Origin of the sequence: Janthinobacterium sp., assembly GCF_031995485.1 — a bacterium.
Taxonomy (GTDB): domain Bacteria; phylum Pseudomonadota; class Gammaproteobacteria; order Burkholderiales; family Burkholderiaceae_D; genus Janthinobacterium.
Window position 1 is genome coordinate 18,688 of record NZ_DAMAGB010000019.1, and the last position, 20,288, is coordinate 38,975.

General features: G+C 63.9%; 15 protein-coding genes. 9 read left to right on the top strand and 6 right to left on the bottom strand.

Translation table 11 applies throughout. The features are described 5' to 3' along the window. From RTQ46_RS12715 to RTQ46_RS12725, 3 genes are all read left to right on the top strand, one after another. Positions 1-4,977: tandem-95 repeat protein (locus tag RTQ46_RS12715; RefSeq protein WP_312437040.1), on the top strand; the 4,977-nt coding region annotated here is incomplete at its 5' end. Positions 4,978-5,141: 164 nt separating this feature from the next. Next, complete coding sequence (locus RTQ46_RS12720; RefSeq protein ID WP_312437041.1) at positions 5,142-6,524, top strand: HlyD family efflux transporter periplasmic adaptor subunit; 1,383 nt, start codon at positions 5,142-5,144, stop codon at positions 6,522-6,524. 15 nt (positions 6,525-6,539) lie between these two features. Then, entirely contained in the window at positions 6,540-8,711 is a 2,172-nt protein-coding gene (locus RTQ46_RS12725) for a secretion protein HylD (protein WP_312437042.1), read from the top strand. Positions 8,712-8,739: 28 nt separating this feature from the next. Here the strand turns inward: RTQ46_RS12725 and RTQ46_RS12730 are convergent, their stop codons facing one another. From RTQ46_RS12730 to RTQ46_RS12745, 4 genes are all read right to left on the bottom strand, one after another. After that, positions 8,740-9,201, bottom strand: a complete 462-nt coding sequence (locus tag RTQ46_RS12730) for an ester cyclase (RefSeq protein WP_409518328.1) — start codon at positions 9,199-9,201, stop codon at positions 8,740-8,742. A gap of 48 nt (positions 9,202-9,249) precedes the next feature. Then, positions 9,250-9,669 (bottom strand): hypothetical protein, encoded by a 420-nt coding sequence (locus RTQ46_RS12735; RefSeq protein WP_312437043.1) that lies wholly within the window; start codon positions 9,667-9,669, stop codon positions 9,250-9,252. A gap of 115 nt (positions 9,670-9,784) precedes the next feature. Further along, complete coding sequence (locus RTQ46_RS12740) at positions 9,785-10,162, bottom strand: hypothetical protein (RefSeq protein WP_312437044.1); 378 nt, start codon at positions 10,160-10,162, stop codon at positions 9,785-9,787. Continuing rightward, positions 10,159-10,410: a hypothetical protein gene (locus tag RTQ46_RS12745; protein WP_312437045.1), complete on the bottom strand. Its 252-nt coding sequence runs from the start codon at positions 10,408-10,410 to the stop codon at positions 10,159-10,161. Before RTQ46_RS12745 ends, RTQ46_RS12740 begins: the two co-directional genes overlap by 4 nt. A gap of 241 nt (positions 10,411-10,651) precedes the next feature. Between RTQ46_RS12745 and RTQ46_RS12750 the strand changes: the two genes are divergently transcribed. From RTQ46_RS12750 to corA, 4 genes are all read left to right on the top strand, one after another. After that, entirely contained in the window at positions 10,652-11,539 is an 888-nt protein-coding gene (locus tag RTQ46_RS12750) for a TonB family protein (RefSeq protein WP_312437046.1), read from the top strand. Beyond that, the gene (gene aroE, locus RTQ46_RS12755) at positions 11,536-12,378 is read left to right on the top strand and encodes a shikimate dehydrogenase (protein WP_312437047.1); all 843 of its coding nucleotides are present in this window, start codon (positions 11,536-11,538) and stop codon (positions 12,376-12,378) included. Before RTQ46_RS12750 ends, aroE begins: the two co-directional genes overlap by 4 nt. A 53-nt stretch (positions 12,379-12,431) precedes the next feature. Continuing rightward, a complete protein-coding gene (mtgA, locus tag RTQ46_RS12760; protein ID WP_312437107.1) occupies positions 12,432-13,109 on the top strand; it encodes a monofunctional biosynthetic peptidoglycan transglycosylase in 678 nt (225 codons plus the stop codon). Between the two features lie 217 nt (positions 13,110-13,326). Beyond that, entirely contained in the window at positions 13,327-14,292 is a 966-nt protein-coding gene (corA, locus tag RTQ46_RS12765; RefSeq protein ID WP_065309743.1) for a magnesium/cobalt transporter CorA, read from the top strand. Positions 14,293-14,437: 145 nt separating this feature from the next. On the opposite strand, the gene RTQ46_RS12770 is transcribed toward corA, so the two are convergent. Further along, entirely contained in the window at positions 14,438-14,923 is a 486-nt protein-coding gene (locus RTQ46_RS12770) for a nuclear transport factor 2 family protein (protein ID WP_312437049.1), read from the bottom strand. A gap of 138 nt (positions 14,924-15,061) precedes the next feature. Here RTQ46_RS12770 and RTQ46_RS12775 point away from each other — a divergent pair, with 138 nt between their 5' ends. Then, on the top strand, positions 15,062-15,778 hold the full coding sequence (locus RTQ46_RS12775) for an HAD-IA family hydrolase (protein ID WP_312437050.1): 717 nt from the start codon (positions 15,062-15,064) through the stop codon (positions 15,776-15,778). 161 nt (positions 15,779-15,939) lie between these two features. Further along, entirely contained in the window at positions 15,940-17,658 is a 1,719-nt protein-coding gene (locus RTQ46_RS12780) for a PepSY-associated TM helix domain-containing protein (RefSeq protein ID WP_312437051.1), read from the top strand. Between the two features lie 79 nt (positions 17,659-17,737). Here the strand turns inward: RTQ46_RS12780 and RTQ46_RS12785 are convergent, their stop codons facing one another. Then, positions 17,738-20,185 (bottom strand): TonB-dependent siderophore receptor, encoded by a 2,448-nt coding sequence (locus tag RTQ46_RS12785; protein ID WP_312437052.1) that lies wholly within the window; start codon positions 20,183-20,185, stop codon positions 17,738-17,740. Positions 20,186-20,288: the final 103 nt, after the last annotated feature.

Genomic DNA, 20,288 nt, shown 5'->3' on the forward strand with positions numbered 1-20,288 from the left:
ACCTATACGCCGGCGGCCAATTACAACGGCAGCGACAGCTTTACCTATACCGTCAGCGATGGCAATGGCGGCAGCAATACCTACACGGTGGCGATCACGGTCAGCCCGGTCAACGATGCGCCGGTAGCGGGCAACGACAGCATTACCACGGCGGAAGACACCATCAAGTCGGGCACGCTGCCGGCCGCCACGGATATCGAAGGCGGTGCCATCACCTATGCCCGCGTCACCGATGCGTCGCACGGCACGGTGGTCATCAATCCGAACGGCAGCTATATCTACCTGCCGGCCGCCAACTACAACGGCGCCGACAGCTTTACCTATAAAGTCACGGACAGCCAGGGTGCGTCGAACACGTACACGGTGTCGGTCAATGTCACGCCGGTCAACGATGCGCCGACTGCTTCGGGCACGGCGATTACCACTGCCGAAGACACGGTCAAGACCGGCACGCTGCCGGCGGCCACCGACATCGACGGCGATACCGTCACCTACGGCAAGGGCAGCGACCCGGCGCATGGCACGGTGGTGGTCAACACCGACGGCACCTACACCTATACGCCGGCGGCCAATTACAACGGCAGCGACAGCTTTACCTATACCGTCAATGACGGCAACGGCGGCAGCAATACCTACACGGTGGCCATCACGGTCACACCGGTCAACGATGCGCCAACGGCGGGCAACGATTCCATCACCACGCCCGAAGACACCATCAAGTCGGGCACCCTGCCGGCCGCCACCGACCTGGAAGGCGACACCTTTATCTACAGCACGGGCACGGCTCCCGCGCACGGCCGGGTGGTCGTCAACGACGACGGCAGCTATCTGTATATTCCGGCGGCGAACTACAACGGCAGCGACAGCTTTACCTACAAGGTAACGGACAGCCACGGCGCCTCGAACACCTATACGGTGTCGGTGAACGTCACGCCGGTCAACGACAAGCCGGTGGCATCCGGCACGGCGATCACGACAAATGAAGACACGGTCAAGACCGGCAACCTGCCAACCGCTACCGACGTCGATGGCGATGCCGTCACCTACGGCAAGGGCAGCGACCCGGCGCACGGCACGGTGGTGATCAATGCGGATGGCAGCTATACCTACACCCCGGCCGCCAATTACAACGGCGCCGACAGCTTTACCTACACCGTCAATGACGGCAATGGCGGCAGCAATACCTACACGGTGGCCATCACGGTCAGCCCGGTCAACGATGCGCCGGTAGCGGGCAATGACAGCATTACGACGGCGGAAGACGTGATCAAGTCGGGCACCCTGCCTGCCGCCACCGACGTCGATGGCGACGCGGTCACGTATGCCAGGGTGACCGATGCGTCGCACGGCACGGTGGTCATCAATCCGAACGGCAGCTATATCTACTTGCCGGCCGCCAACTACAACGGCGCCGACAGCTTTACCTACAGCGTCAGCGACGGCAAGGGCGGCTCGAACACCTATACCGTGTCGGTCAATGTCACGCCGGTCAACGATGTGCCAACCGGTTCCGGCACCGCCATCACCACCAGCGAAGACACGGTCAAGACTGGCACCTTGCCGGTGGCTACCGACGTTGATGGCGATACAGTCATCTACGGCAAAGCAAGCGATCCTGCGCATGGCGCAGTGGTCGTCAATGCCGACGGTACCTACACCTACACGCCGGCAGCCAACTACAACGGCGCCGACAGCTTTACGTACACGGTCAGCGACGGCAAGGGCGGTAGCAGTACCTACACGGTGGCGATCACCGTCACGCCGGTCAACGACGCGCCGGTGGCCGGCAACGACGCCATCACCCTGAACGAAGACACCGTCAAGACCGGCACGCTGCCGCTGGCGTCGGACGTCGATGGCGATACCGTCACCTACGGCAAGGCCAGCGATCCTGCGCATGGTGCGGTGGTCGTCAATACCGACGGTACCTACACCTACACGCCGGCAGCCAACTACAACGGCGCGGACAGCTTCACTTACACCGTCAGCGATGGCCAGGGCGGCAGCAATACCTACACAGTGGCGATCACGGTCACCCCGGTGAACGACGCGCCGGTAGCCGCCAATGACGCCATCGTCATCAGCGAAGACACGGTCAAGACCGGCACGCTGCCGGTGGCAACCGATATTGACGGCGATGCCGTCACCTACACCAAGGCTGGCGATCCGTCGCATGGCACGATAGTGGTCAATGCCGACGGTACCTACACCTACACGCCGGCGGCCAACTACAACGGCGCCGACAGCTTCACTTACACCGTCAGCGACGGCCAGGGCGGCAGCAATACCTACACGGTCGCCATTACCGTCACCCCTGTGAACGACGCACCAGTGGGCAGCGGCGCCACCATCACCACCAGCGAAGACACCGTCAAAACCGGCACCCTGCCGGTGGCTACCGACGTCGATGGCGACACGCTGACCTACGGCAAGGGCAGCGACCCTGCGCATGGCACGGTGACGGTCAACCCGGACGGCAGCTACGTCTACACGCCCGCAGCGAACTACAACGGCGCCGACAGCTTTACCTACACCGTCAGCGACGGCCAGGGCGGCAGCAATACCTATACGGTCAATATCGTGATCGAGGCGGTCAACGACGCACCGCTCGGCAGCGGCACCACCATCACCACCAGCGAAGACACGGTCAAGACCGGTACCCTGCCGGTGGCAACGGACGTCGATGGCGATACGCTCACCTACGGCAAAGGCAGCGACCCTGCGCATGGCACGGTCACCGTCAATCCGGATGGCACTTACGTCTACACGCCGGCAGCCAACTACAACGGTGCCGACAGCTTTACCTACACCGTCAGCGACGGCCAGGGCGGCAGCAACACCTACACGGTGGCCATCACGGTGACTCCGGTCAACGATGCCCCGGTCGGCAGCGGCACGGCCATCAGCACCAGCGAAGACACGGTCAAAGCCGGTACCCTGCCAGTGGCAACCGACGTCGATGGCGATACGCTGACCTACGGCAAAGGCAGCGATCCTGCGCATGGCACGGTCAGCGTCAATCCGGATGGCACTTACGTCTACACGCCGGCGGCCAACTACAATGGCGCCGACAGCTTTACCTATACCGTCAGCGACGGCAAGGGCGGCAGCAATACCTACACCGTGGCAATTACCATCAGCCCGGTGAATGATGTGCCAGTAGGCAGCGGCGCCACCATCACCACCAGCGAAGACACGGTCAAGACCGGTACCTTCCCGGTGGCAACCGACGTCGATGGCGATACGCTCACCTACGGCAAGGGCAGCGACCCTGCGCATGGTACGGTGACGGTCAATCCGGATGGCACGTATGTTTACACGCCAGCCGCCAACTACAACGGCGCCGACAGCTTTACCTACACCGTCAGCGACGGCAAGGGCGGCAGCAATACCTATACGGTGAATATCGTGATCGAGGCGGTCAACGACGCACCGGTCGGTAGCGGCACCACCATCACCACCAGCGAAGACACGGTCAAGACCGGCACCTTGCCGGTGGCCACCGACGTCGATGGCGATACGCTCACCTACGGCAAGGGCAGCGACCCTGCGCATGGCACGGTGACGGTCAATCCGGATGGCAGCTATGTCTACACGCCAGCAGCGAACTACAACGGCGCCGACAGCTTCACTTATACCGTCAGCGACGGCAAGGGCGGCTCGAGCACCTATACGGTGGCGATCACTATCACTGCGGTCAACGATGCGCCGACCGCCTCGAACGGCACGGCCAGCGTGGATGAAGACGCGGTCCTGTCGGGCAAGCTGCCGGCGGTGACCGATGTCGATGGCGACAGCGCGACCTATGTCAAGGCCGGCGATCCTGCGCATGGCAGCTTGACCGTCAATACCGACGGCAGCTATGTCTATACGCCGGCGGCCAACTACAACGGGACAGATAGCTTCAGCTACACGGTCAGCGATGGCAAGGGCGGCAGCAATACCTATACCGTCAATATCACCGTCAATCCGGTCAACGACGCGCCGGTCGCGCCAGGCAGCGTGCCGACGCCGGCCGACCTGTCCGCCGGCGTGGCGATGCCGGCGCTGACGGTGCCGGCGTTTACCGACATCGACAACGCCTCGCTCAACTACACGGCCACGCTGGCCAATGGCGCCGCCTTGCCGGGCTGGCTGGCATTCGACTCGGCCACGCGCACCTTCAGCGGCACGCCGGCCAGCGACGCGGCCGGCACCTACACGGTGATCGTGCGCGCCAGCGATGGCACGGCGTCGGGCAGCGTGTCCGTCAACTTCACCGTGCTGCCGTTGCCGCCGCAGCCAGTAGCCGCGCCGGAGCCGGTCGCGGTACCTGCGCCGGTGGTGGTGGACACGCCGCCGGTGCAGGCGCCATTGCCGGTCGCCGCCTTGCCGCCGCTGCCGACCTTCGTGCCTGGCACCGCCATCGTCGATACGCGCATCAATCCGGTCGAGCCGGTCAGCGTGACCGGCAACGATACGCTGGCGCAGCTCGATGGCCGCGGCATCCGCGCCGCCGACCTGTCGAACGGCGAGTATCGCCGCGCTGCAGAGATGAGCGATCTGTTTACCGACAATAATGGCTTCCGCACGGTGGTGGCAAAGGCGGAAAACCCGGCGCTGATGCTGTTCCAGGGCGTGCCCGACCAGTACACCGACAACGGCCGTCCGCTGGTGCTGACGATACCGAGCGACGCCTTCGTGCATACCCAGCCCGACGCCGTGGTGCGCCTGGCCGCAACCTTGCAGGATGGCCGTCCGCTGCCGTCGTGGGTGCAGTTCGATGCCCAGACCGGCAAGTTCACCGGCGAAGTACCAAAAGGCATGGTGGGCGAACTGCGCATCAAGCTGATGGCGCGCGACGTCAAGGGCCACGAAGCGACGGCGCTGTTCCGCATCAATGTGGGCCAGGCGAAAAGCGCGATGGGCAAGAGCGGTTTGAGCGAGCAGCTGCGCCAGGTGAGCGCAGTCAATGCGGCGTATCGCGCCAGGGCTTGATGAGGCAGGCATAGTTCGCATTCACCCCTGACGGCGAAAAAAGCTGGGGTCGGACTCTGAAGGTCCGACCCCGGTATTTGCTTTTGGGGTTTGGAAAAAACGTCAACCTGACGGCATGGGCACCAAAGCACGCAGCATTACTCAAGAAAGAAGCACAAGGCAACATGATGGAAAACACGCAACAAGCGGCAGCCGGTACCGGCACCGATCCGCTGGTCACGCTGCTCGACATGGCGCATCGCGCGCGCCATGTCGGCGAGCGGGTCGAACTGGATTTTTTGGCGGTCAACGGCAGCCATGCGCTGGCGCCATACCGCCAGGCGGCGCTGTGGTTTGAAGACCGCAAGGTGTGTGCGCTGTCGGGTGTGGTGCAGATCGAAGCCAATGCGCCGTATGTGCAGTGGCTGGAGCGGCTGTGCGCAAAAGCGCCGGCCGGCGCGCTGACGGCGTTGGACTTCGATGGCGAGCTCGCCGCCGAATGGGCCGAGTGGCTGCCGGCTTACGCCCTGTGGCTGCCGCTGCCGGCAGGTGAAGGCAAGCAGCCGTCGGCACGCGGCGGCCTGCTGCTGACGCGCGACACGCCGTGGCTGGAGCATGAAATATCGCTGCTGACCGAATGGTGCGATGTGCTGCGCCACGCGTATGCGGCCACGGTCAAGCCGGCGCCATGGTCGCCGTTTGCATTGAAGTCGCGCTGGAAGGCGCGCATGGCGCAGGAAAAAAGCGCGGCCCTGCCATGGTGGCGCCGGCGCAAGGTGCAGGTGGCGCTGGGCATCGCGCTGTTGCTGTGCATTCCCGTGCGCCTGACCATCCTGGCGCCCGGTGAACTGGTGCCGGCCAGCCCGGCCGCCATCCGTTCGCCGCTGGAAGGCGTGATCGAACGCTTCCATGTGAAACCGAACCAGATGGTGAAGAAGGGCGATCCGCTGCTGGACTTCGACCAGGCCCAGTTGGACAGCCGCTACCAGGTGGCCAGCCAGGCGCTGGCCACGGCCGAAGCGGAATACCGCCAGTCGCTGCAGCAGGCGCTGACCGACAGCAAGTCGAAAGGGCTGCTGTCGTCCCTGCAGGGCAAGATCGAAGAGCGCCGCGCCGAAAGCGAATTCCTGCGCGGCCAGGCCGAGCGCGCCCGCATCGTCGCGCCGCGCGACGGCATTGCGCTGTTCGACGACCCCAGCGAATGGATAGGCCGCCCCGTGATGACGGGCGAGCGCATCATGCGCATCGCCACGCCGAAAGACGTCGAGGTCGAGGCCTGGCTGGGCGTGGGCGACGCGATTCCGCTCGAAGCGGGCGCCGAAACCAGCCTGTACCTGGGCGCCAGTCCCCTGCAGGCGGTGACGGCCAAGGTGCGCTATGTATCGTACGAAGCGCTGCCGCGGCCCGATGGCAGCTATGCATATCGCGTGCGCGCCACGCTCGACGGCCCCACCGACCACCGCGTGGGCCTGAAAGGCACGGCCAAGCTGAGCGGCCACTGGGTGCCGGCCGCCTACTGGATCATGCGCCGGCCGCTGGCGGCAATGCGCCAGATGGTAGGGCTGTAGCGCGTGGAGACGATCATGGGGAGTGTCGCTGGCAGTGCAGTGCAGGGCACCGTGCACAGCCTGCCGCAGCGCCAGTTCGCGCAACTGCGCCTGCCGCCGCTGCGCGAGGAACTGAGCCTGCACGCCGGCCCGGCGCTGGCCACGGGGGAGCCGAGCTACACGCTGGAAGACCCGGTGCGCAACCAGTTCTTCCGCATCGACTGGTTGACGTTCGAGGTGCTGCGGCGCTGGTCGCTGGGCACGCCGCAGCGCGTGCTCGACGATATCGAACATGCCACGCCGCTCGATATCGGCCTCGATGAAATCGAAGCGGTGCTCAGTTTTCTCGACCAGAACCAGCTGCTGCAGCCCGACCCCATATCGTCGGTCAAGGTGATGGCCGCGCGCCACCAGGCGCAGCGGGGCGCCTGGTACACGCAGCTGCTGCACAGCTACCTGTTTTTCCGCATCCCGCTGGTCAAGCCGGACCGCTGGCTGACGCGCGTGGCGCCGTCGTTCGAATGGATCTTCTCGAATACCTTTGCGCGCCTGACCCTGCTGGCGCTGGTCATCAGCGGGGTGCAGATCTACCGCGAATGGGACCGCCTGGGCAGCATGCTGATGGACACCTTCACGCCCACCGGCCTGGCCTGCTACGGCCTGGCGCTGGCCGGCGTCAAGTGCGCACATGAACTGGGCCACGCGATCACGGCCAAGCGGCGCGGCTGCCGCGTGCCGACCATGGGGCTGGCTTTCCTGGTGATGTGGCCAGTGCCCTACACCGACACCAACGACGTCTGGCGCCTCAACAACAAGCACCACCGCCAGCAGGTGGCGGCGGCCGGCGTGGCGACGGAACTGATCATCGCCATCTGGTCTTCGCTGGCCTGGGCCATGCTGCCCGACGGCGTGCTGCGCGCGATCGTGTTTCCGCTGGCGACCACCACCTGGATCGCCACGCTGGCCATTAACGCCAGTCCGTTCATGCGCTTCGACGGCTATTTTGTCGTCTCCGACTGGCTCGACATGCCGAACCTGCACGGGCGCTCGTTCGCGCTGGCGCGCTGGGATCTGCGCGAACGCCTGTTCGGCCTGGGCGCGCCGCCACCCGAATATTTTCCGCCGCGCCGGCACTGGGGCCTGATCCTGTTTGCCTGGGGCGTCTGGCTGTACCGCCTGACGCTGTTCCTCGGCATCGCCATACTCGTGTATCACTTTTTCATCAAACTGGTGGGGATCTTTTTGTTTGCAATTGAAATGAGCTGGTTTATCCTGCGCCCGCTGGCGACCGAACTGCGCGTCTGGCGCAAGCTGTGGCCGCAGATCAAGACCACGCGCCGCACGCGCCGCACGGCCTGGCTGCTTGGTGCTGCCGCGCTGCTGTTCGTGCTGCCGTGGCCCACGCGCGTGCAGTCGAGCGGCGTGCTGCGTCCGGCCGAGGTGTTTCCCATCCATGCGCCCGAGCATGCGATGCTGTCCGCGCTGCCGCTGCGCGACGGCGCCAAGGTCAAGGCGGGCGACGTGATGCTGCAGTTCGCGGTGGCCGAAAACGCCAGCCAGCGCCAGGGCATCGAAGCGCAGATCGACAGCCTGCGCTGGCGCAGCGAAGGCGCCGGTTTCGACGCCGAACAGCGCGCCCAGAGCATGGTGCTGCGCGAGCAGCTGGCCAGCGCCGAAGCCAAGCTCGACCTGCTCAGGGAACAGGCCGCGCGCTACGCCCCGGTGGCGCCATTCGCCGGCACCCTGCGCGATATCGACAGCGAACTGGCGCCCGGCGTCTGGGTCGGCAAAAACGAGCGCGTGGGCGTGCTGGTCAGCGACAAGGGCGAGGAAGCGAGCACCTATCTCGACGAAGACACGGTGCGCCGCGTGGCTATTGGTGACAGCGCGCGCTTTTACCCCGATGGCCTGGAAGGCCCGTTCGTCCGCCTGAAGGTAGCCGGCATCGACCAGGATGCCACCCATGTGCTGCCGAGCGGCATGTGGTCGGCCCAGCACGGCGGCTCGGTGACGGCGCGCGAAAAGCAGGGCTACTGGTATCCCGAACACGCCGTCTACCGCGTGACGTTCACGGTGGCCGAATCATCGGGCCCGCTGGCCGGACGCAGCTGGCGCGGCAAGGTGGTGATCGCCGCCGACTGGGAAGCGCCCGGCGCGCGGCTGGTGCGGGGCGTGGCGGCGCTGTTGTGGCGCGAGGCGGGATTCTGATGGCGGCGCCGTAACAGGGTTTTCCTGCTCAAGGGAACAGCTGCGACTCGATGGCAGCCTGGTCCAGCACAGACCAGACCTTTGCAATTTTGCCGTTCTCGAATTCGTAAAAGGCATGTTCGGCAAACGATATGCGCTTGCCATTGACAGGCAGGCCCAGAAAATCGCCCGACGGCGTGATATTGAAATCGAGACGGCACGCCACCATCGCTTCGTCCGCAATCAATAGCTGGGCGCTGAAATGCAGGTCGGGGATAGTACGGAACTCGTCCTGCCGCGCATGAAGGTAGCCGGCATAACCGATGCAGTGACCGTTATAGGCGACGTGGTCCGCAACATAATTGCCGAGGTTTTCCCACTCCTGGTGATTGAGACAGGCAAGATAAGCGCTGTAGATGGCTGACAGTTTCTTGTTTTGCATTGAAAATTTCCTTCCTGGAAAAATCGCGGCACGCTGGCGCAGGTGTTGTTTCCTGTTGCGCAGCCGCATTGGATTCAGTCTGCTCCGTGCGGCTTATGGGGCAGCAGGGCGCATGGCTTATCTGCCACGGACCTGTGGATGTGATGCCGTGGGCATGCTTGCCGGCGGCGCGGCGGGCGCCCTTGCCGCGTTCGCACCCTGCAGCTGCGTCCAGCGATCATCGGCCAGCCAGTATTCCAGCTTTTTCTGATAGCGGCCGATGCCGCCGTATTCGACTGTCAAGCAGATGCATTGCGGACCGGCGGCACCGCCCGCCAGCCTGCGCATCGGTACGGAAGCATCGACGATGGCGTCGCTTGAATTGAATTTTCCGCCAATCTCCGCAATGCCCTCAGTGCCCGTCTTGTCGCGCCCCAGCAAATCCTGCACCTGCGCGGGAAGCTGGTCCAGCGATGTCACGGCCTTGCCGCCGGTGGCGTCGCAATGCGCCTGTTGCGCACTGGCCTGGGCTGAAACGCCAAGCACGACAAGGAACATGGCGGCGTACTGAAGTGTCATGATGAATGTTCTTCCTGGGTGATTGCTGTCCGCGCCAGAGGAAGCCGGCGCCGCTTCCGATGAAGATGCACTGCAGGCGCATGACGCAAAATGTTCATGTCCCGATATCAATGCGCCTGAGATTGAAGTCGACGTACCCCGCGCATGGCGCGTCCATCTCGATGATAAATCCCAGTACCTCGACCAGGCCTTCGACCTGATCGATCACGCGGCCTCGACCCTTGTACGAGCAGTGTCCGGTACGTTCGATCCATTCCGTGGACAAGGCCGCTTTTTCATCGTCCGGCCAGTCGGACAGGAAAGTAGCCATCATCTCGGCATCGAGGGCAGACAGACGATTGCCGATCACGTCGCCTGCTTTCAAGCTGCAGGGATAACAGAACGCAGTGAGCTCGCCGGCTTCGCTGCGCAGGGTAACGGAGGCGGCTTCATCATCTGGCGGATCGACCAGCACGACCGTGAGTTTGTTCATTTTTTCAGGAAAAAAGTAAGGGCCACGATTGCGACGACCACTGCCACGCCAACGAGATTGATACCCATGACGGCAAAACAGGTTTCCATTGCCATGGCCCGGTCTTTCTGCGTGCGGGCACGCCAGACGTCTTTCAGGCTCATGGGGCGGATATGGCCCAGGGACAGGGCAATGAGCGTGCCGCGTCCTATGCTGTACATGACAATATTCATGATCAAATGGAATGCGGCTTCGGCAATGATCAGCATGGTTTGGGCTTTCGTGTTTACCTTGTCGTGACAGGATATGACGATGGCGAGATTACAGGACGTCGTCAATGGCGAGTGTACGACGTTGCTTGCTCAAAATGCAAGCAAGGCTTGGTTTGCCTTTTGTTGATTCCGGCATGGCCATGCCCTCTTTCCCCCGCCCCGCACAAAAACTGCCGGTCGCACGCCAGCTTTGACGTAAAATTCAGCATTTCCCCGACGTCACGGACCTGTTGCCCGCGTGAAGCTACTTCCACAACATCGCTTTCTGGCCATTGCCATCGGCGCCTCGCTGCTGGCGCATGGCGCCCTGCTGGCGGTGCGCTTTGTCGCGCCGGCACCGCAGCGCGCCGAGGCGACCGATCCCGGCCTGGAAGTTATCCTGGTCAACGCCAAGCATGACGCCAAGCCCCTGAAGGCCGATGCGCTGGCGCAAGCCAACCTGGACGGAGGCGGCCAGGCCGACAAGGGCCGCGCCAAGTCGCCGCTGCCGGACATGCGCAAGGTGGAGGAGGGCGACAGCGTCAAGGCCAATGCGCGCCGGATTACCGAGCTGGAGCAGAAGCAGCAGGAGCTGCTGACGCAGGCGCACAAGACCACGCCTTACAGCGCGGCGCCGATCACGGAAAAGGACAAGCCCAATCCGCTGGCGACGGGCTCCGATCTGCTGGAGAGCAGCAAGGCGATTGCGCGCATGGCGGCCGAAATCAGCCAGACCGTGGAAGACCAGAACAAGCGCCCGCGCAAGACCTTCATTACGCCCAGCACGCAGGAGGTCGGCTATGCCATGTATTACAAGACCTTGCAAAAGCGGGTCGAGGATATCGGCACGCTGAATTTTCCGCAGAAAAACGGCCGCAAGATGTATGGCGAGCTGGTCGTGTATATCCCGATCTTCCAGGACGGCACTATTTACCAGAAGGAAGGCGGCATCCGCGTCGAGAAAAGCTCGGGCAATCCGGCGCTCGATGCGGCGGCGATCGCCATCGTGCGCCGCGCGGCGCCGTTCGGGCGTTTTCCGCCGAACATGCTGTCGAGCGACAAGGATGATCTGTGGGTCGTCATTACCCGATTCAAATTTACCCGCGAAGAAAAAATGGAAGCTAACCTGACAGGCGGCGGCAATTGAGCACCCAAGAGATCACTCCCGACGCGTATTGCGTGTTCGGCAACCCGATTGCCCATAGTAAATCCCCCGCCATCCATGCCGCCTTTGCCCAGCAGACGGGCGAGGCCATCGTCTATGAACGCCGGCTGGCGCCGCTGGACGGCTTTGCGCTGGCGGCGCGCGGCTTTGCGGCCGAAGGCGGCCGCGGCGCCAATGTCACGGTGCCGTTCAAGCTCGACGCCTGCGCACTGGCCACCGAACTGACGCCGCGCGCCAGGGCCGCCGGCGCGGTCAATACGCTGCGCTTCGATGGTGACGTCATTCTTGGCGACAATACCGATGGCGCCGGCCTGGTGGCCGATATCGTGCGCAATGCCGGTGTAGCTGTTGCTGGCAAGCGCGTGCTGCTGCTGGGGGCCGGCGGCGCGGCGCGCGGCGTGGTGCTGCCGCTGCTGCAGGAGCAGCCTGCGGAAATTTTTATCGCCAACCGCACCGTCGCCACGGCGGCCAGGCTGGTCGAACAATTCCAGGATGCCGTGCCGGCCGGATGCGCCTTGCGCGCGGGCGGCTTCGAGCAGCCCGACGGCGTGTTCGATCTCGTCATCAACGCCACCTCGGCCAGCCTGGCCGGCGACCTGCCGCCGGTGCCGCCGGCCGTGTTCGCGGCCAACACGCTGGCGCTGGACATGATGTATGGCGCGGCGCCGACCGTGTTCATGGACTTTGCAGCAGAGAACGGCGCGCAGGTGCGCGATGGCCTGGGCATGCTGGTCGAGCAGGCGGCCGAAGCGTTTTATGTGTGGCGCGGCGTGCGGCCCGCAACGCAGGACTTGCTGGCGCTGCTGCGCGGCGCGCTGTGAAGGCGGGCAAGAAGGGCGCGCGCAAGGGCGCGTCCGCCAGCCGCTATGGCTGGATCAAATGGCTGTTTATCGTGCCGGTGCTGGCCTTTATCGTGGTACAGCTGTATTTCTTCCTGCAGATCTGGTGGTGGGTCGACCATAACCCGAGCAGCACCGCCTTCATGCGCGAGCAGCTGTCCGCCCTGCAGGAAAAAAATCCGAAAGCGGTGATCCAGCAGACCTGGGTGCCGTACGAGCGCATCTCGAATAACCTGAAGCGCGCCATTATCGCTTCGGAAGACGCGAACTTTTCCGAACATGAAGGGGTGGACTGGGAGGCGCTGCAAAAGGCCTACGAGAAAAACAGCAAGAAGCAGAAAGTGGTGGCCGGCGGCTCGACCATCACGCAGCAACTGGCGAAGAATCTGTTCCTGTCCGGTTCGCGCAGCTATGTGCGCAAGGGCCAGGAGCTGATCATTACCTACATGCTGGAAAGCCTGATGGACAAGCAGCGCATCTTTGAAATTTACCTGAACGTGGTGGAGTTCGGCAGCGGCACGTTTGGCGCGGAAGCGGCGGCACGCCACTACTACCGCACCACGGCGGCCAGGCTGAACGCGGGCCAGGCGGCCAGGCTGGCCGTGATGCTGCCCAATCCGCGCTATTACGACCGCCATCGCGACACGGGCTACCTGAACCGGCGCACCGGCGTGATCCTGCGCCGCATGGGCGCGGCGGAGCTGCCGCAATAAGTTACCACTATGATTTTGCCCAGCGAGCGGCGTGTCCGAATAGGCAAGCATGCCAGAAAGGCAGCGTGGTATGGATGCTGCGCCGCACTATTTCGGTGAAAAAGGCAGGCGCGGGGGTGGTCGTGAAAAGGCCTTTGCGAGTACACTTGCGCTGTTTTGATTTCTGGCGCCAGCGCCACACCTACCACGATAACCCAACATCCGGCTGAGAGCGCGCATGATCAATGTCTTTGTATTACAGAATGGCCGGCTCAACCAGGTGCCGATCGACAGCCGCGCAGACCTTGAAAATGCCGAACCGGTGTGGGTGGACCTGACCGACCCGACCGATGATGAACGGGCTTGGGTCAAGGCCACCTACAACGTCACCTTGCCGGGTGAAGACGAAGTCAAGGATATCGAAGCGTCGGCCCGCTACTACGAAGCGGAAAACGGCGACCTGCACCTGCGCACCGATTTCCTGCTGGAAGAGGATGACGGCCCGTCGCGCGTGATCACGGTCGCCTTTATCCTGGCCCGAAAAATCCTGTTCTCGATGCATACGGACGACCTGCCCGTGTTCCGCCTGGTGCGCATGCGCGCCCGTTCGCGGCCCGGCTCGATCGCCGACTACATGGACGTGTTGCTGGACCTGTACGCCACCGACGCCGAATATTCGGCTGACGTGTTGGAAGGCATCTACCAGAACCTGGAAGAAGTCAGCACGCGCGTGCTGCAGAAGGAATTTACCGATGCGCACGCGGCCGAAGCGCTGAACGCGATCGCCCACGAGGAAGACTTGAACGGCCGGATCCGCCGCAACATGATGGATACGCGCCGCGCCGTCAGCTTTTTGATGCGCGGCCGCCTGCTCAATTCCGAGCAGTTCGAGGAAGCGCGCCAGATTCTGCGCGATATCGAATCGCTGGACGGCCATACCTCGTTTTTGTTCGACAAGATCAACTTCCTGATGGACGCCACCGTCGGCTTCATCAACATCAACCAGAACAAGATCATCAAGATCTTTTCGGTGGCCAGCGTGGCTTTCCTGCCGCCAACCCTGATCGCCAGCGTGTACGGCATGAACTTCAAGTTCCTGCCGGAGCTGGAATGGACGTTCGGCTATCCATGGGCCTGGGGCCTGATGATTACCAGCGCGATCGCGCCGTTCCTGTATTTCCGCCATCGGGGATGGTTGAAATAAACGGTCAACGATGTTGTTGGATCACGGCCCTGCGGGCCTCGGCGGCCCCGCCTGATGCAACCTGCGACCGTGGAAATTATCGTGGTCTCACCCAGGTCGGATTAGCGCGCAAGCGCGTAATCCGACAACATTGTTGATGCCTCGATTATTGCGCCGGCCGCTTCGGGGCAATCCCCGTGTACTGCGCCGACATCAGCTTCCATGCTTGCCCCTGCTTGACCGCCACATAGCTGGCGCGCATGGCCATCTGGCGCTGCTGGCCGCCGGCATTGACGGAAATTGCCAGCTTGCCGATCAAGACGGCCGTATCACCGCTCACGCGCACCAGCGGTTCCTCGACCGTGATGACGGGCGTGGCGGTCTTTTTTTCCGGCGCATAAAAGGCCAGCATCTTCTCGCGCGTATCGACTTCGCCCATCGGCGACACTTCCACGTAATTGTCGGCCGTCAGCGCGGCCAGGGCCGGTACATCGAACTGCGTCTGCGCCGCCACATGCTGGCGCACCAGGCTCAAGACGTCGGCCTGGTCGTCCGCCGCCAGCGCAGGCAGCGCGACGGTAGCGGACAGCGCAAACGCGGCCATGGCCGAAATCAGGGATAATCGATGGTTCTGCAAGCTGTTGTGCTTCATGGCATGGGTTCCGGTTGGGTCTGATTCAAGCGATCAGAACAAGCTGAAGTATGCCTCCAAAATTTAGATAAAAGCAACAGCTTGTGTGCCGAATGATCCGCGCCATCGTTCCCTGATGGCGCACCAACTGGAGCATGCATGCCGGACACCGTTCCCCACCACAGCCCTTACACCCACCTGATCAGCGACTGCGATGGCGTTTTGATCGACAGCGAAGCCGTGGCGCTGCAGGCGCTGCTGTCCCTGCTGGCGCCGCGCCTGCCCAATTTGCCTGCCGGCGTGACGCTGCAAGGCCTGATCGAACCGCGGCTGGGCCTGCGCCTGGTGCCGCTGATGCATGATATTTATACGGAGCTGGGACTGCCGCAGTTGCCGGAAGAAGAACTGCTGGCCATTGGCCACGCCGTCAACGTCATGTGCGACGAACAACTGAGCGCCGTGCCCGGCGTGGCGCAGGCGCTGGCCGCCATCGACCTGCCGAAAGCCGTCGCCTCGAACAGCGTCAGCGCGCGCGTGCATTCCGCCTTGACCCGTACCGGCATGGCCGGCCTGTTCGGCGGCCGCTACTTCACGCCCGACCTGGTCGGCCACGCCAAGCCGCACCCGGGCCTGTACCTGGCCGCCGCCGCCGGCTTCGGCGTGCCGCCAGGCCAATGCCTGGTGCTGGAAGACAGCGTGACCGGCGTCACCGCTGCGGCAGCCGCCGGCATGACGGTGCTGGGCTTTATCGGTGGCGGGCATATCGCCGAGGGGCAGGAAGCGCGTTTGAAAGCGGCTGGGGCAAAGCATGTGTTCAGTGATATGGCCAAGCTGCCGGCACTGGTGGCCAGTATCATGGAAGGTGCAGCCGTTTGAATATTTACCCCCAACGGCGAACTGCCGGGGTCGGACCCTGAGGGACTCGGCGTCCCCGTCCGACTCCAGTTTTTGCTCCTGGGGTTCCGCTTTTAAAGGCTTCATCCGATTCATCAACAAGGCGTACGCGCCACTGATGAACCGATGAAAGCCACCCTCCCATGCCTTTGCCAGACTCCACCCGCTACCGCCTGCGCGTCTTTGCGCGCCTGCTGGCCGCCATCGCTGGCGGCTATGCCCTGACCGTCGCCATCACCTGGCTGCTGGCCGTGCTGCTTCCACAGAGCCGCGTCGATGCGGTGATGACCGCCACCCTGGTCTCCTTCCTGGTCTACGCCGCGATCATTCTGTGCGTATTCGGCAAGCGCGGTCACTGGCGCCAGGCGATGGCGTGGCTGCATACCTGGGCCGGGCTGTTTGTCTGCTGGCTGCTGCTGATGGTGTTCATGAGCGGTACGGCCTCGTACTACCGCGATGAAATCAGTTTGTGGATGAAGCCGGAGCTGCAGTCCGCCGCCAGCGCCAAAGCCGTGCCACCCGCGCAGGCGGCGGCATCGGCCCTGAACTATCTGCGCCAGCATGCGCCCGACGCGACGCGCTGGGTGATCGAGCTGCCCAGCCTGCGCCAGCCGGCAGTCGCCGTCAGCTGGGTCGAGCCGAAGACCGCCGCCAAAAAACGCCGCGCGCGCCAGGATCAGCTGCTGCTCGATCCGTTCACCGGCATGGCGCTGCCGCCGCCGCGCGCCACCGAGGGCGGCGACTTCCTGTTTCGCCTGCATTTCGATCTGCACTATATGCCGATCGTGTGGGGCCGCTGGATCGTCGGCATTGCCGCCATGGGCATGCTGGTGGCCATCCTCAGTGGCGTGATCACGCACCGGCGCATCTTCAGGGATTTCTTTACCTTCCGTCCGCGCAAGGGACAGCGCTCGTGGCTGGACGCGCACAATGCGGTGGCCGTGCTGGCGCTGCCGTTCCACCTGATGATCACCTATACGGGGCTGGTAACCTTGATGTTCATGTATATGCCGGCGCCGAAACAGGCGCTGTATGGCAGCGACCAGAAGACGTGGCTCAAGGAAGCGTATCCGCAGACGGCGCGCAAGGTCACGCCATCGGGCCAGCTCGCGCCATTGACGGAACTGCCGCCGCTGCTGGCGCAGGCAAGTACGCGCTGGCACGGCGCAGAGCCAGGGCGCATCGTGATCGACTATCCGGGTGACGCCAACGCCACCATTGCGATTGCGCGCCAGGCAGGGCAGTCATTTTCGAATATCGAGCCGACCGTCCTGTTCCAGGGCGCCACCGGCCAGTTGCTCGCCGCTACCGACTACGACGCCATCACGCCATCCGAAGCGCGGCGCGCCATGTATGGGCTGCACCTGGGACGCTTTGCCGATCCGCTGCTGCGCGTGCTGTTCTTTCTGTGCGGCCTGGCCGGCTGCGTGATGGTGGCCACCGGCGCCGTGCTGTGGGGTGTGCGCACGCGCGCGCAGGCAATGAAATCCGGGCGCACGGGTTTTGGCTTGCGGCTGGTCGAAGCGCTCAATCTCGGCGCGATTGGCGGACTGCCGATCGCGTTTGCCGCGTTTTTCTGGGCCAACCGCCTGCTGCCGGTCGAGATGGCGCAGCGCGCGGACAGCGAGATCGCCTGCTTCTTCGGAGCCTGGGCCGTGGCGGCGCTGCTGGCGCAGGTGCGTCCGACGCGTGGCATGTGGCGGCTTCAGTTATGGCTGGGGGCGGGATTGTGGTGCGGACTGATGCCCTTGAATCTGCTGACCACCCAGGTCGCTCTGGCGGGCTTTGACTGGGTGGCGCTGGTGGTGGGGCTGCTGCTGGCAGGAGCGGCGTGGAAACTTGAAATTCACCCCAAGGTCTAATGCCGGGGTCAGACCCTGAGGGTCTGACCACAGAACTTGCTTTTGGGGTAAAAATGTGCGGACTAGACGCCTATCGTGCCTAGTACTGGCCACGCACCGTCAGCATCGCCCCGAGCGGTGCGCCATAGTAGTAGCCCGGGCCATACTCGCGGATCTTCTCGTAGTACACCTTGTCGAACAGATTGCTGACATTGAGCTGCGCTTGCAGGTTGCGGCTGATGCGGTACGAGACAAACGTCGACGCGGTGGTGTAGCCGCCCTGGCGCGCAAAGGCGGTGCCGCTCTGGCTGGTGATCTCGCTTTGCAGGTTGATGCCGCCGCCGACCGACCAGGCGTGCAGGTCGCCGGGCAGGGTGTAGCTGGAGAACAAACGCAGCAGGTGGCGCGGCGTGGTGGTGCGGATCGCCTTGCCCGTGTTGCTGGCCGTGTCGCGCACGTTTTTCGTGTTGTTCAGGGTGTAGCCGGCCGACAGGTTCCAGTTGCTGCCGATCTGGCCCGACACTTCCGCCTCGACGCCGCGGCTGCGCTGTTCGCCCTGGGCGACCTGGCAGTAGCCATTGCTGTACTCGGGCAGGCAGGGGTTGGGCGAACCGAGATCGTCGACACCCTTGCCATTCTGCTCCAGCTGGAAGATGGCGAAATTGGTGTTGAGCTTCTTATTGAAGAATTCGCCTTTCACACCCAGTTCGAGATTGCGGCCCGTGATCGGCGCCAGCGCCTTGCCGGTGAGGTCGAAAGCGCGCTGCGGCGTGAACACATCGGCATAGCTGCCGTACAGGCTCAGGTTCCGGTTCAGCGCATACAGGGCCGCCACGTACGGCGTCAATTCCGCGTCGACGCTGTAGGCGCCGGCCCGGTTGTTCGGCTTGTAGTCCCACCAGCTCATGCGCGCGCCGACGATCACGGTCAACGGGTCGCTGACGCTGAAGCGCGCGGTGCCATACACGCCTTGCTGCTCGGTCAGGTTCTTGACATAGGTGCCGGTAAACGCGGGCATCGGCGGCATGGCCACGTGGTACGGGTCCCAGGTGTAGGGATCGAGGCCCGTCATCGACGGCAGGCCTGCCAGCGTGCTGCAGGAGCCGGCCGTCGGCTGCGCATAGTCGCGCGTGCCGTTGGCGCCCACCACCAGTTCATGCTGGCGGCCCAGCAGGGTGAACGGGCCGCTGGCGTACAGGTCCCAGCTGGTCTGCTGCGCCGTGTAGTCCTTTTCGCCGCAGCGGCTGATCTGGTAGTTGATCTTCGACGGATCTTTTGCGTTGCGCGAGATCAGCGTCTGCACATAGCCGTCGGCGCCATGCATGCGCTTCATGTTGATGAAGTTGAAGCTGGCCTTGGCGTTCCAGCCATTGCCGAAGTCGTGTTCCAGGCTGGCGAAGGCCTGTCTGTTTTCGCGGTCCCAGTGGTTTTCCGAGGAACCCAGGTAGGTGTCGCGCGCGAACGGCATCGGGCTGCCGTCGATATTGGCCAGCAGGTTGCCCCAGGCGCCATTGGTTTTCAGGGTCGACCATTCGAGGCCTGCCAGCACGGTGGTGGCCGGCGCGACGTCCGCTTCCACCACCGCGTACAGCACGCTCTTGCCGGACTTGCGCGCCTTCTGGAAATGGTGGCGGCGGTCCTCGACGGCCACCACGCGGCCGCGCACGCTGCCCGAGGCATTCAAGGGCGCCGAGATATCGCCTTCGGCACGGTAGGTGTCCCAGCTGCCGACGGTGGCCGCGCCGCCGGCGGAAAACTGCGAAGTGGGGCGCTTGCGCACCAGGTTGACGGCGCCGGACGGGCTGCCGGCGCCGCGCATCAGTCCCGCCGCGCCACGCAGCACCTCCGCGTGGTCGAGCGTGGCCATGTCGGGCTGGATATAGAAACCGTTGCCGCTGCCGGGCGTGATGGCGGCATTGCCGTCGAACTGCACGTTGGTGATTTCCTGGCCGCGCGCGTAATAGCCGACGCGTTCCGAATCGGTGTTGAATACTTCGATGCCGGGCGTGCTGCGCAGCACATCGGCGAGATCCGTCAGGGCCTGGTCTTCGATCTGCTGGCGCGAGACGATGGTGACGCTGTGCGGCGTCTCGCGCAGGCTGGCGTTGTCCTTGCCCAGCGACAGGGCGCGCCCGCCATAGGCGCCGCTGCCTTCGCTGGTATTGTCGCGCGCGCCGACGATCTGGATCGCGCTCATGGTCGCATAGCCGGTGGCATCGACTTCGGCAGGCGCGGCAGCGCGGCGCAGCGTATAGGTGCCATCGCTGCCACGCACTGCCTCCAGGCCGCTGCCGGCCAGCAGCGCCTTCAGGCCGTCGGCCACGCCATGGCTGCCCTGCAGGCCGGGGCTGGTCTTGCCAGTGGCCAGCCCGGTGCTGCCGGCCAGCAGGATGCCGGACTCGCCGACAAAGCGGGCCAGCGCGGAGCTCAATGGGCCGGCGGGAATCTGGTAGGCGCGCACTGGCGCAGCTGGTTGAGCGTACACCGCGACAGGTGCCATAAAAGCACCAGCAACGGCCAGGCGCATCAGGTAGGAAGAGTTGGACATGGACAGGTTGGGGTCAAGGGTTCGGTAAAAGGATGCGGCGATGCCGTCTTGTCCTGTGTATCGAACCAGCGCGCCAAATGCGGAACCGTCAGACGATAATTTT